This is a genomic window from Pseudomonas sp. CH61 (genome assembly GCF_059429415.1).
The window spans coordinates 4,895,405-4,908,344 of sequence record NZ_CM182098.1 but is presented as its reverse complement, the minus strand read 5'-3'; the positions used below and the strand labels follow the sequence as shown (position 1 = coordinate 4,908,344).

12 protein-coding genes are annotated in these 12,940 nt (G+C 59.5%); 3 read left to right on the top strand and 9 right to left on the bottom strand.

The window, feature by feature from the left end; all coding sequences use genetic code 11:
* Positions 1-18: 18 nt before the first annotated feature.
* A complete protein-coding gene (locus AC5SEM_RS21985) occupies positions 19-624 on the bottom strand; it encodes an LPS-assembly lipoprotein LptE (RefSeq protein WP_495471263.1) in 606 nt (201 codons plus the stop codon).
* 87 nt (positions 625-711) lie between these two features.
* Positions 712-3,318, bottom strand: a complete 2,607-nt coding sequence (gene leuS / locus AC5SEM_RS21980; protein ID WP_116029850.1) for a leucine--tRNA ligase — start codon at positions 3,316-3,318, stop codon at positions 712-714.
* Positions 3,319-3,573: 255 nt separating this feature from the next.
* Between leuS and AC5SEM_RS21975 the strand changes: the two genes are divergently transcribed.
* The gene (locus AC5SEM_RS21975) at positions 3,574-3,897 is read left to right on the top strand and encodes a hypothetical protein (protein WP_077574659.1); all 324 of its coding nucleotides are present in this window, start codon (positions 3,574-3,576) and stop codon (positions 3,895-3,897) included.
* A 104-nt stretch (positions 3,898-4,001) separates the two neighbouring features.
* Entirely contained in the window at positions 4,002-4,769 is a 768-nt protein-coding gene (locus tag AC5SEM_RS21970) for a YdcF family protein (RefSeq protein WP_095048766.1), read from the top strand.
* A gap of 123 nt (positions 4,770-4,892) precedes the next feature.
* Here the strand turns inward: AC5SEM_RS21970 and lnt are convergent, their stop codons facing one another.
* From lnt to miaB, 5 genes are all read right to left on the bottom strand, one after another.
* Positions 4,893-6,416 carry an apolipoprotein N-acyltransferase gene (gene lnt, locus AC5SEM_RS21965; RefSeq protein WP_495471262.1) on the bottom strand — a complete coding sequence of 508 codons (1,524 nt, stop codon included), beginning with the start codon at positions 6,414-6,416 and terminating at the stop codon, positions 4,893-4,895.
* 14 nt (positions 6,417-6,430) lie between these two features.
* Complete coding sequence (locus AC5SEM_RS21960) at positions 6,431-7,270, bottom strand: CorC family transporter (protein ID WP_007909641.1); 840 nt, start codon at positions 7,268-7,270, stop codon at positions 6,431-6,433.
* A 5-nt stretch (positions 7,271-7,275) separates the two neighbouring features.
* Positions 7,276-7,770 (bottom strand): rRNA maturation RNase YbeY, encoded by a 495-nt coding sequence (gene ybeY / locus AC5SEM_RS21955; RefSeq protein WP_495471261.1) that lies wholly within the window; start codon positions 7,768-7,770, stop codon positions 7,276-7,278.
* Positions 7,763-8,761 (bottom strand): PhoH family protein, encoded by a 999-nt coding sequence (locus tag AC5SEM_RS21950; RefSeq protein WP_038361873.1) that lies wholly within the window; start codon positions 8,759-8,761, stop codon positions 7,763-7,765. The genes ybeY and AC5SEM_RS21950 overlap by 8 nt, the downstream gene beginning before the upstream one ends.
* Before the next feature lie 194 nt (positions 8,762-8,955).
* On the bottom strand, positions 8,956-10,284 hold the full coding sequence (gene miaB, locus AC5SEM_RS21945) for a tRNA (N6-isopentenyl adenosine(37)-C2)-methylthiotransferase MiaB (protein WP_137216658.1): 1,329 nt from the start codon (positions 10,282-10,284) through the stop codon (positions 8,956-8,958).
* Between the two features lie 133 nt (positions 10,285-10,417).
* Here miaB and AC5SEM_RS21940 point away from each other — a divergent pair, with 133 nt between their 5' ends.
* A complete protein-coding gene (locus AC5SEM_RS21940) occupies positions 10,418-10,747 on the top strand; it encodes a DUF1820 family protein (RefSeq protein ID WP_003185742.1) in 330 nt (109 codons plus the stop codon).
* A gap of 126 nt (positions 10,748-10,873) precedes the next feature.
* Here the strand turns inward: AC5SEM_RS21940 and AC5SEM_RS21935 are convergent, their stop codons facing one another.
* Positions 10,874-11,428, bottom strand: a complete 555-nt coding sequence (locus tag AC5SEM_RS21935; RefSeq protein WP_003228518.1) for a tetratricopeptide repeat protein — start codon at positions 11,426-11,428, stop codon at positions 10,874-10,876.
* 225 nt (positions 11,429-11,653) lie between these two features.
* Positions 11,654-12,937 carry a glutamate-1-semialdehyde 2,1-aminomutase gene (gene hemL / locus AC5SEM_RS21930; protein WP_077574654.1) on the bottom strand — a complete coding sequence of 428 codons (1,284 nt, stop codon included), beginning with the start codon at positions 12,935-12,937 and terminating at the stop codon, positions 11,654-11,656.
* Between the last annotated feature and the right edge of the window lie 3 nt (positions 12,938-12,940).

The window sequence follows — 12,940 nt, the reverse complement described above, 5'->3', positions numbered from 1 at the left end:
CTGAGCGCCCCGAACGTCTTACTGCTGCGGGATTTCGAGCGGCGACTGACGCGGAGTTTCCGCTTCAGCTTTCTGCGCCGCTTCCAACGCGTCGGCTTCTGCCTTGGCGCGGTTGTTCGCAGCTTGCTGCAATTGCTCCAGTTGAACTGGGGTCAGCTGTTGCAGGCGCAGCATCATGCGTTGAACCAGCTCGCGACGGATATCGCGACGGGCGTCGCTGGCTTCCTGGTCGGAGCCGACGAGGTTGTTGCCGTCGTGGATAAACACTTTCTGTACTTCAAGCTTGTCGCTCAGCAGAGAAAGGTTTTTTTCGCCACGGATGTCGTAGCTCAGGACGGTGGTGACCTGATACTCACCGGTACGACCGGCACCTGCGTAGCTGAGGATGCGCTGGCTTTCCTGCTCGTCAGCCAGGAACAATTTGTACGGCGCGCCGCTGTAAACCTTGACGCCGCTCGACTCCAGTACCTGACGCAGTTGCGTGACCGTCTCGCCGTAGGCATTACGGGCGCTCAGATCAAGCTCCTTGATCGTCAGTTCGTTGGTGCCGGTGCCGCGCAGCTGGAAACCGCAGGCGCTCAAGAGAACGGCGAGGCCCATCACCAGCAGATTGCGTTTGATCATTGTGTTGCTCCCCTTGAAACCAGGTGGGCCGACCGTGCGGCCCGAAAGGTTTTATCCGGCGTCAGGCGAGCCTGACGCACAATCCAATTAGCTGGCGACGATATTGACCAGTTTCCCGGGCACTACGATCACTTTACGAATAGTCAGGCCATCGACGAAACGCAGGACGTTTTCGTTGGCACGTGCGGCGGCTTCGACTTCTTCGCGAGTCGCGCTGGCCGGCATTTCGATCTGGCCACGCAGCTTGCCGTTGACCTGAATGACCAGCGTCAGGCTGTCCTGAACCAGCGCACTTTCGTCCACAGCCGGCCAGCCAGCGTCGATGACTGCGTCAGCGTGACCCAGCTTGTTCCACAGTTCGTGGCTGATGTGCGGGGTGATTGGCGCCAGCAACAGTGTCACGGCTTCCAGACCTTCGTGAATCAGCGCACGATCCTGCTCGGTAGCTTGTGCGGCTTTTTCCAGTACGTTCATCAGCGTCATCACCTGGGCGATGGCGGTGTTGAATTTGTGGTTCTGGCCGACGTCATGGCTGGCCTGTTTGATGGCCAGATGGATCGCGCGGCGCACGGCTTTCTGCTCGTCGTTCAGGCTGGCGATGTCCAGTTTGCCCGGCAGTCCCTGAGTAACGTGGGCTTGCGCCAAGCGCCAGACGCGTTTGAGGAAGCGGTGCGAACCTTCGACGCCGGAGTCGGACCACTCTGCGCTCATGTCAGGTGGCGAAGCGAACATCATGAACAGGCGGCAGGTGTCGGCGCCGAACTGATCGATCATCGACTGTGGGTCGACGCCGTTGTTTTTCGACTTGGCCATTTTCTCGGTGCCACCGATTTCCACCGGCAGACCGTCGGCAATCAGTTTGGCGCTGATGACCTTGGCTTTGCTGTCACGCTCGAGTTCTACGTCCGCCGGGTTGAACCAGGTGTAAGCACCGTTGGCTTCGCGACGGTAGTAAGTCTCGGCGATCACCATGCCTTGGGTCAGCAGGTTCTTGAACGGCTCGTTGGAGCTGACCAGGCCTTCGTCACGCATCAGTTTGTGGAAGAAGCGCGCGTAGAGCAGGTGAAGAATCGCGTGTTCGATACCACCGATGTACTGATCGACCGGCAGCCAGTGATCGGCTGCGGATTTTTCCACCAGGCCACCTTCAAAGTGCGGCGAGGCGTAGCGGGCGTAGTACCACGACGACTCGACGAAGGTGTCCATGGTGTCGGTTTCACGCTTGGCAGGCTGGCCGCATTTCGGGCAGCTGCATTCGTAAAATTCAGGCATGCGCGCCAGCGGCGAACCGGCGCCGTCCGGCACCACGTCTTCCGGCAGGACCACAGGCAATTGATCTTCCGGCACCGGCACGTCACCGCAAGTGTCGCAGTGGATGATCGGGATCGGGCAGCCCCAGTAGCGCTGACGGCTGATGCCCCAGTCGCGCAGGCGGAACTGAGTACGCGAGGCGCCCAGTTCTTTCTTGATCAGGGCCACTTCCATGGCGTCGAATGCGCCAGCGAAGTCGAGACCGTCGAATTCGCCGGAGTTGATCAGCGTGCCGTGCTCGCCGTAGGCGTCTTGCCACGGCGCCGGGTTGCTGTCGCCGGAGCTGGTACGCACCACGGATTTAACCGGCAGGTTGTACTTGTGGGCGAATTCGAAATCACGCTCGTCGTGCGCCGGTACGGCCATTACAGCGCCGTCGCCGTAGTGCATCAGCACGTAGTTGGCGACCCAGACAGGCAGTTTCTCACCGGTCAGCGGGTGCTCGACGAACAGGCCGGTCGGCAGGCCTTTTTTCTCTTGCGTGGCGACGTCGGCTTCAGCAACGCTGCCGCCCTTGCATTCAGCGATGAACGCTTGCAGCTCGGCGTTGTTTTTCGCGGCCAGGGTGGCCAACGGGTGCTCGGCAGCCACGGCGACATAGGTCGCGCCCATCAGGGTGTCCGGACGGGTAGTGAAGACTTTCAGGGTGCCGGCTTCGCCGATCGAGTCGACGTTGTACGGGAACTGCACTTCCATGCCGCGGGATTTGCCGATCCAGTTACGCTGCATGGTCTTGACCTGTTCAGGCCAGCCCGTCAGCTCGTCGAGGCTCTCCAGCAGCTCATCCGCGTAGGCGGTGATCTTGAAGTAGTACATCGGGATTTCGCGCTTTTCGATCAGCGCGCCGGAACGCCAGCCGCGACCGTCGATCACCTGTTCGTTAGCCAGAACGGTCTGGTCGATCGGGTCCCAGTTCACGGTGCCGTTTTTACGGTAGATGACACCTTTTTCGAACAGGCGAGTGAACAGCCATTGTTCCCAGCGGTAGTAATCCGGTTTGCAGGTAGTCACTTCGCGCGACCAGTCGACCGCCAGACCCAGGCTGCGCAGCTGGGTTTTCATGTAGGCGATGTTTTCGTAGGTCCACTTGGCCGGCGCGACGTTGTTCTTCATCGCGGCGTTTTCCGCCGGCATGCCGAACGCGTCCCAACCCATCGGTTGCAGAACGTTCTTGCCGAGCATGCGCTGGTAGCGGGAGATCACGTCGCCGATGGTGTAGTTGCGCACGTGCCCCATGTGTAGCTTGCCGCTGGGGTAAGGGAACATCGACAGGCAGTAGTAGGTTTCCTTGCCTGGCTGTTCACTGACTTCAAAGGACTTTTGCTCGTCCCAGAACGATTGGGCGGCGGCTTCTATTTCACGGGGCTGATATTGTTCGTGCATGGCTACTTTTGTACTGGATAGGGGTGGCCTAATCCTCTTCAACGCAGGTTCCGGGGTTGGCCCGGACGAGCTGGAAGTGGAATTACAGGAAGCGCCGTAGCATACATGACCGTGCTTGGCCTAGGGAAACCCTGATTACAGCTGTTTGTCCCGGCAAATTCGTGGCGAGGGCCGTTGGTCGCGGCGTGCAGCCGGTTTGTGCAGCGAAGCTAAGCTCTAACTGGGGAGTGAGTCTTATCTTCAATGAGGTGAGGGATGGTGGAGCAACGGCAAAAAAACGTGACTAAACCCGAGTTGTACGAAAGATTGATCGACCGTCTGGGTATGGCCCTGGACGCAGTAAAAACCGCTGACCGGCTGCGCGACGAGCGCCCCCTGGAACTGGAATTGCGTGGCTTGAGCCCCGCCGAGTTCAAACTGGTCAAGGCCTATCTGGATCGCAGTGAACGTGAAACGCACGGATGCTTGTCACAGGCAGTGAAGCAGCTCGATGCAGCACATTCGGCCAAGGTCATCTGGCTCAAGGACAAGGCGCCCGGCAGAGACACCGTCAAGGTTCGCTCTGTGCAGGCCAAGTAAGCGCATGGCAGGTCAAGAACCGGATCTTTTTCAACAGGATCCCACCTATTGGTTGTAACGCTTTATTAACACTCTTAGGCTTCGGGCATCTCTGGAGATGCTCGATGCCTTTTCGTTATTTCATCAAACAACTTTTATTGCCGCCCGGCATTCTCTTGCTGCTGTTGCTGGCTGCGTGGTGGCTGCGCCGCTCTCGGCCGCGCCTGGCTGGATTGTGCTTTGCCATTGGCTTTGGCGGAATGTGGCTGATGAGCCTGCCGGTGGTCGTGCAGTGGGGCGCAAAAGCGCTGGAGCGCGAGCCACCGCTGGCCCGCGAAGAGTGGGCAACGTTGGCGCAACGGGCTGACGCTATTGTGGTGCTGGGTTCCGGGCGAGAGCGCGGTGATCTGGCGTGGGGTGAGGATCAGCCGACTGGCGTGGGGCTCGAGCGTCAGCGTTATGCGGCGCGGCTGGCGAAGGCATCCGGTTTGCCGATTCTGACCACGGGTGGCTTGCATTACGGTACGCCGCCGACTGAGGCGAAATTGATGGCGGATTCATTGCGCGACGATTTTGGCGTGACGGTGCGTTGGCAGGAAGGTGAAAGCCGTACCACGTGGGAAAACGCCAAATTTACCGCCGATATCTTGTTGCCGCAGGGGATCAAACGTGTGGTCGTGGTGACGCAGGCCTGGCATATGCCGCGCTCGGTGTGGAGTTTTCAGCAAGCAGGGTTTGAAGTGGTGCCGGCGCCGGTCGGTTTTCTCGGTACCGATAACGCAAGACCGTTTGGTGGCTGGCTGCCGGAGTTCAAATCGATCTGGCAGAGCGGGCAGTTGCTCAATGAAGCGGTGGGGCAGGTGGGGTATTCACTGTTTTACCGGGCTGACTGATCGTTCCCACGCTCTGCGTGGGAATGCATCCCGTGGCGCTCTGCGCCACATCCGAAGCGGAACGCGGAGCGTCCCCGGCGGCATTCCCACGCGGAGCGTGGGAATGATCATTGTCGGGGGACTTTAAAGGGTTTTCGACATCCGGCTGGCCATCAGTGCCCAGCCAAACAACAGCAAGCACACGATGATCAACGGCCACGAGCGCCATTGCAGGTAGGGCGTCAGGTTGTGCATCGGCACCACTTCACCGTACAAAATCCCTTGTTCGAACTGCGGAATCTGCTCGGTGATCTGCCCGAACGGGTTGATCAACCCGGTCACGCCGTTGTTGGTTGCGCGGATCATCCAGCGCCCGGCTTCCAGGGCACGCATTTGCGCCATCTGCAAATGTTGCAGCGGGCCAATCGAGGTGCCGAACCACGTGTCGTTACTGATCGTCAGCAGCAAATCACTGCGTGCCGAAAGTCCGGCAGCGAAGTCCGGGTACACCACTTCGTAGCAGATGAACGGCGCAATCTGATAACCCTTGGCTTGCAGCAGCGCCTGATCAGCCGGGCCTCGGGCGAAGTCGGACATCGGCAAATCGAAGAACGCGATCAAGCCACGCAGGACGTCCTGCAATGGCACGTACTCGCCGAACGGCACCAGTTTCTGCTTAAGGTAAGTGCCATCGCCTTCGCCGACCACGGTGATGCCGTTGAAGAAGCGTTTTTCGTGACGAACCATTTCGCGAATCGGCACGCCGGTAATCAGGGCGGATTTTCGCTCGGCGGCGAAGTTACCCATCATGCTCAGGTAGCCTTCGGCAGATTCCTTGAGCACCGGCACAGCGGTTTCCGGCCAGATCAGCAGATCCACCGGTTTCGATCGGAAGCTCAGATCGCGGTACAACGCCAACTGCGCGTTGAGCTCGGCCGGATCCCATTTCATGCTTTGCGCGACGTTGCCCTGAATCGCAGCAACGCTCAACGGCGCGCCCGACGGACTGGTCCAGGCGTAACCCTTAAGCGTAATACCGACGATCCACGGCCCGATCAGCAGTACCAAACCCGCCACCGCAAAACCTTTGCGCCCGGTCTGCAGCAACCGTGGAGCGTTGTAGACCAGCGCTGCGGTCAGCGCCAGAGTGAACGAGACCAACCACATGCCGCCGACCGGCGCGAGCCCGGCCAGCGGGCCGTCGAGCTGGCTGTAACCCGAGTACAACCACGGGAAACCAGTCAGGAACCAGCCGCGAAACATTTCCTGAGCGACCCACAGCGCAGCAAACGCGAGGGCATCGGCCAGCGGCGCTTCATTACGGCGCAACCAACGCGCCCAAATCCAGGCGGGCAGGGCGAAGAACCAGGCAATCGCCGCCGTGAACAACAGCATCAAGAACCCGGCCAGCAGCACCGAAGCACCGCCGAAATGGTGGATGCTGTAATAGATCCAGCTGGTACCGGCGCCGAACAGGCCGAAACCGAAGCACCAGCCGCGGCCCAGCGCCTGACGCGGGCTCAGTTCGCGCAGACCGGCATAGAACAAGCCGACCGCGAGCAAAGCCAGCGGCCAGATGTTGAACGGTGCCAGAGCGAAGGTGGTGATTGCACCGGCCGCCACGGCCAGCAGGTTACCGGGCCAGCCGGGGCGGGTTGTCCAGCGCATTTCAGTCCTTAGAATTAACGAGCAATTGGCGTCAGTCGCAGCAAATGAATCCGACGGCTGTCGGCGTTCAGGATGCGGAAACGATAGGCGCCGATTTCAGTGATTTCGTTGCGTTTTGGCAAGTGCCCGAAAGCACTCATCACCAGACCACCGACGGTGTCGAACTCGTCATCAGAGAATTCGCTGTCGAAGAACTCGTTGAAGTTCTCGATCGGCGTCAGGGCCTTGATCAGGAAGTCACCGCTAGGCAGCGGCTTGATGTAGCTATCTTCCTCGACGTCGTGCTCGTCTTCGATGTCGCCAACGATCTGTTCCAGCACGTCTTCAATCGTTACCAGGCCGGCCACACCGCCGTATTCGTCGATGACGATGGCCATGTGGTTGTGGTTGGCGCGGAATTCACGCAGCAACACGTTCAGGCGCTTGGACTCCGGCACGAAGGTGGCCGGGCGCAGCAGATCCTTGATGTTGAAGCTGTCGCCGTTTTCCTTGAGGATCAGCGGTAGCAGATCCTTGGCCAGCAGCACGCCCATCACGTCGTCATGGCTTTCGCCGATCACCGGATAGCGCGAGTGGGCCGAATCGACCACGGCCGGGAGGAATTCACGGGGTGTCTGGGTCGCCTTGATGCTGATCATCTGCGAACGCGGCACCATGATGTCGCGTACTTGCAGGTCAGCCACCTGAATGGCGCCTTCGACGATGGCCAGCGCTTCGCTGTCCAGGAGTTTGTTCTGATGTGCATCACGCAGCAGCTCGAGGAGCTCCTGACGGTTCTTCGGCTCGTGGGCAAAAGCCTGGGTCAGTTTACCCAGCCATGACTTCTGCCCGTTGCTCGATCGATCTTCGCTCATAGCGATTACTCTGAATCCTTTGTTGTAACGATAGGGGATGTTTCGGGTTCGTCGTCCGCGTACGGATCGGGATAGCCCAATTCGGCAAGCAACTCGCGTTCCAGTGCTTCCATTTCTTCGGCTTCTTCGTCATCTATATGGTCGTAACCAAGCAGATGCAAGCAGCCGTGAATGACCAGATGTGCCCAGTGGGCCTTTAGTTCCTTGCCTTGTTCGGCGGCTTCGCGTTCGACCACGACCACGCAGATCACCAGATCGCCGAGCAATGGGATGTCGAGAAACTCGTCGGGCACTTCAGCCGGGAACGACAGGACGTTGGTCGCGTAATCCTTGTGGCGCCAGGTGTGATTGAGCTCGCGGCCTTCTTCCTCGTCGACCAGACGAATGGTCATTTCCGAGTCGGCGGTGCGCTGGCGCAGGGCCAGTTCGCACCACAGGCGGAAATCGGCTTCACTCGGGGCGCTCGCTTCAGTCGCGATTTGCAGGTCTAGCTCAAGCATTTCGCGAGGTGTCCTTGGGGGCTTCGTCACGGTTTTCGAAGCGCTCGTAGGCTTCGACGATCCGCTGTACCAAAGGATGGCGCACGACGTCTTTGGGCTGGAAGTGGGTGAAGCTGATGCCCGGCACGTCTTTGAGCACTTCGATCACATGGTGCAGACCCGACTTGGTGCCTTTCGGCAGGTCGACCTGGGTAATGTCACCGGTGATGACAGCGGTGGAACCGAAGCCGATCCGGGTCAGGAACATCTTCATCTGTTCGACGGTGGTGTTCTGGCTTTCATCGAGAATGATGAAGCTGTTGTTCAGCGTACGGCCACGCATGTAGGCCAGCGGCGCAACTTCGATCACCTGACGCTCGATCAGCTTGGCCACGTATTCGAAGCCGAGCATTTCGTAGAGTGCGTCGTAGAGCGGGCGCAGGTATGGGTCGATCTTCTGCGACAGGTCGCCGGGCAGGAAGCCGAGTTTTTCACCCGCTTCAACCGCCGGACGCACCAGCAGGATGCGCCGGATCTGCTCGCGCTCGAGTGCATCGACAGCGCACGCCACGGCCAGATAGGTCTTGCCGGTACCGGCCGGGCCAATGCCGAAGTTGATGTCGTTGCCGAGGATTTCCTTCACGTAGCGCAACTGATTCAAGCCACGTGGGCGAATCATGCCTTTCTTGGTGCGCAGGGCGACGGAGGCTTCGGCGGGGGCGTGATTGTCCAGCTCGACCACGGCCGATTCCTGCAGGAACAGGTGCACCGTATCTGGCGACAGCTCTGAACCTTTGGTTTCCCGGTACAGGCGACGAATCAGATTTTCCGCAGACGTGGTGTGTTTGGGGTCGCCGATCAGCTCGAACTGGTTTCCGCGGTTGCGGATCTCGATGGTCAGGCGCTGTTCGATCAAGCGCAAATGCTCGTCGAATTGCCCGCACAGATTGGCGAAGCGGCGAGCCTCAAAGGGCTCGAGGATAAAACGATGTGGTTCTATGGGTGCGTTCAAGGTCGTATTTAGCCGCCCTGGGGCAATTAAGATGAAATCAAGGATAACGCCAGAGGCCTGGGTGCGAAAGCTCTTAAATCATCGCTGTTCCTGTGGGAGCGAGCCTGCTCGCGAAAGCGGTGTGTCAGACACATTGTTGTTGAATGTGTCGCCGCCTTCGCGAGCAGGCTCGCTCCCACAGTGCCCTGTGTTGATTATTGGATCAGCGAGCCTCGCAGCGAGTGCGGCTGCGCCGCATCGATATGCACGTCGGCGAACTGACCGATCAGGGTTGGATTGTCGCAGCGGAAGTTGACGATACGATTATTCTCGGTGCGCCCTTGCAGCTCGCCCGGGTCTTTCTTCGAATAATCGGTCACCAGAATCCGTTGGGTCGAGCCGACCATTTGTCGGCTGATCTCGAAACCTTGCTGGTTCAAGCGATGTTGCAGCGCGTTCAGGCGCTCCTTCTTCAGCTCTTCCGGGGTGTCGTCGGCCAGATCGGCAGCCGGGGTGCCCGGGCGCTGGCTATAGACGAAGGAATAAGAAAAGTCGAAACCGACGTCGGCAATCAGCTTCATGGTCTGTTCGAAATCTTTCTCGGTCTCGCCAGGGAAGCCGACGATGAAGTCCGAACTGATGCAGATTCCCGGCACCGCGGCGCGCAGTTTGCGCAGTTTGGATTTGTACTCCAGCGCGGTGTGATTGCGCTTCATCGCCGCGAGAATCCGGTCGGAGCCCGATTGCACCGGCAAGTGCAGGTGCTTGACCAGTTCCGGCACATCGGCGTGGGCCTGGATCAGGCTGTCGGAGAATTCCAGCGGGTGCGAAGTGGTGTAGCGAATGCGGTCAATGCCATCGATCGCGGCGACAACGCGGATCAGCTCGGCCAGATCGGCCAGACGACCATCATGGGTGGTGCCGCGATAGCCATTGACGTTCTGCCCCAGCAGGGTCACTTCACGCACGCCGTTTTCGGCGAGGTGGATGACTTCGGCGATCACGTCATCGAACGGCCGGCTGACTTCTTCACCGCGGGTATAAGGCACGACGCAGAACGTGCAGTATTTGCTGCAGCCTTCCATCACCGACACATAAGCGCTCGGGCCATCGATGCGCGGCTCGGGCAAATGGTCGAATTTTTCGATTTCCGGGAACGAGACGTCGACCTGCGGTAACTTGGTGATGCGCGCGGCGTCGATCATTTCCGGCAGGCGGTGCAGGGTCTGCGGGCCAAAGACCACATCGACGTACGGCGCGCGATCGCGGATCGCCGCGCCTTCCTGGCTGGCCACGCAACCGCCGACGGCGATGACCATGTCGGGGTTGGCCAGTTTCAGTTCGCGCCAGCGGCCGAGTTGCGAATACACGCGATCCTGGGCGCGCTCGCGGATCGAGCAAGTGTTGAGCAGAATCACGTCGGCGTCTTCCGCACGGGCGGTGACTTCCAGGGCCTGATGTTCACCCAGCAGATCGACCATGCGCGAGCTGTCGTACTCGTTCATCTGGCAACCGTGGGTTTCGATGTAAAGCTTCTTGGCCATGGATTAGTGTCGTCACCTGATTCAAAGAACCCGGCATTATAGGGAACAAGCCCGCAGGTTCCTACCGCTGTGCGTCCGGAGGCTATGCTATAGTTTGCGCCCTCATTTTTATCCCCGATGTTATCCCCCCGCCATGACCAAACGCGAAGCTCCAATCTATAAGGTGATTTTCCTCAACCAGGGCCAGGTGTTCGAAATGTACGCCAAGCAGATCTATCAAAGTGATCTGTGGGGCTTTCTGGAAGTGGAAGAGTTCGTCTTTGGCGAGCGCACGCAAGTGGTCGTCGACCCGAGCGAAGAAAAGCTCAAGGCGCAGTTTGAAGGCGTGGTGCGCAGCTTTGTGCCGATGCATTCGATCGTGCGCATCGACGAAGTGGAACGTCTGGGCACCCCGAAAATCAGCGAAGCCCGTGGCGCGGTCGGCAATGTGATGCCGTTCCCGATGCCGATGCCTGAGAAGTAAGCCGTAACACCGAGTCGCCTCATTCGCGAGCAGGTCGAATCGTCGCACCGTCGCTCCCACAGGGGAATGCATTCCAATGTGGGAGCGAGCCTGCTCGCGAAGAGGCCAGAAAAGTCTATAGAGAAATCAGGGAAGCGGTGAGAAAGGCGTACGCCCATCGGCGCTCTGCAGTTCCATCAGGTATTTACGGAAAATTTGCCCAAGCACCTGGGTCGCGGTTTCGAGGTCTTCGCGGGACATTTTTTCGGAAACTTCGTCGGCCGTGTCCAGCGCATCTTCAGCGCCGTTGACCGCGGCCATCTTCAGCACGATATACGCCTGAATGTTGTTGGCCTGCACGCCTTCACCGTGGAAGAACATCGTGCCGAGCTTGAACTGAGCCTGAGCGTGGCCTTGCAACGAGGCTTTTTCGAAATAGCTCAGAGCTTGATTGAGGTCGCGCGGCGCATTCTTGCCGTCGTAGTAGAACTCACCCAACTCGTATTGCGCTTGCGCATCCCCTTCGTCCGCCGCTTTCTGGCAGGCGGCCAGTGCCTGCGTGACGTCTTGCGGCTGAGTATTGAGGGTGCAACGACCCATCGCCGGGATCAACAACGAGTTGCCGCCTGCTTGTGCATGCGCGAGCAGGGGCTGAAGGAGCAACAGGCAGCCCAAGGCAAGGGTGCGGCCGGTGCGGTTCATGGGAATCGACTTACCTCTGAAGGGCACGCGGACCCATCGAGGGATCCAATAAGCGCGCATTATGAAATAAGCAGGGCCAACCTTACAAAGTCTTTACTCGTTTTTCTGCTGCGCGGGGAATATATCGCCCACTTTAGGGGAGATTTTTAGCAGGGGCATCGGAAAAACAGCGCGGATGTAGGTGAATGCTGACGCTGGCGATAGCCAACGTCAGCGGTACGGCGATTACTTCAGTGCAGCGAAGGCACGCTCGGCAGCGTCCAGCGTCAGTTGCAACTCGGCTTCGCCGTGAGCGATCGAGGTGAAACCAGCTTCGAAAGCGCTCGGTGCGAGGTACACGCCACCTTCCAGCATCAGGTGGAAGAAGCGCCCGAACAACGCAGCGTCGCTGGCCATCACGTCTTCAAAGGTGACGATGTCATCGGCGCCGCTGAAGTACAGGCCGAACATGCCGCCAGCCTGGGTGGTCACGAACGGAATGCCAGCAGCATCGGCGCGTTGTTGCAGACCGTCGAGCAGACGCGTGGTGTAGTCGGTCAGCTCAGCGTGGAAGCCCGGACGGCTGATCAGACGCAGCGTGGTCAAACCAGCGGCCATCGCCAGTGGGTTACCCGACAGCGTACCGGCCTGATACACCGGGCCCAGCGGCGCGATGCGCTGCATGATTTCACGCTTGCCGCCGAAGCAGCCAACCGGCATGCCGCCGCCGATGATCTTGCCGAAGGTGGTCAGGTCAGGATTGACCCCGTAGTACGCTTGAGCACCACCGAGGGCAACGCGGAAACCGGTCATCACTTCGTCGAAAATCAGTACCACACCATGTTTGTCGCACAGCGAACGCAAGCCTTCGAGGAAACCCGGCGCCGGTGGTACGCAGTTCATGTTGCCGGCCACCGGCTCGACGATGATGCACGCCACTTCTTCGCCAACTTCAGCGAGCATCTTTTCCACCGCGTCGATGTCGTTGAACGGCAGGGTCAGGGTGTGTTTGGCGAATGCCGCCGGCACACCGGCCGAGCTCGGCACGCCTTGGGTCAGTGCGCCGGAACCGGCCTTGACCAGCAGGCTGTCGGAATGACCGTGGTAGCAGCCTTCGAACTTGATAATGCTGTCGCGACCGGTGTAACCACGGGCCAGACGGATCGCGCTCATCGTCGCTTCGGTGCCGGAGCTGACCATGCGCACCATGTCCATCGATGGCACCAGCGAGCAGACCAGATCGGCCATCTCGGTTTCCATCGCGGTCGGCGCGCCGTACGACAAGCCGTGTTGCAGCTGATTACGCACCGCATCGAGCACGTCCGGGTGGCTGTGGCCGAGGATCATCGGACCCCACGAACCGACGTAATCGACATAACGCTTATCGTCTTCGTCGGTTACGTAAGCGCCTTCGGCGTGTTTGAAGAACAACGGCGTGCCGCCAACGCTCTTGAACGCACGAACGGGCGAGTTCACGCCACCGGGAATGTGTTTCTGGGCATTGGCAAACAGGGTTTCGGAACGAGACATGAT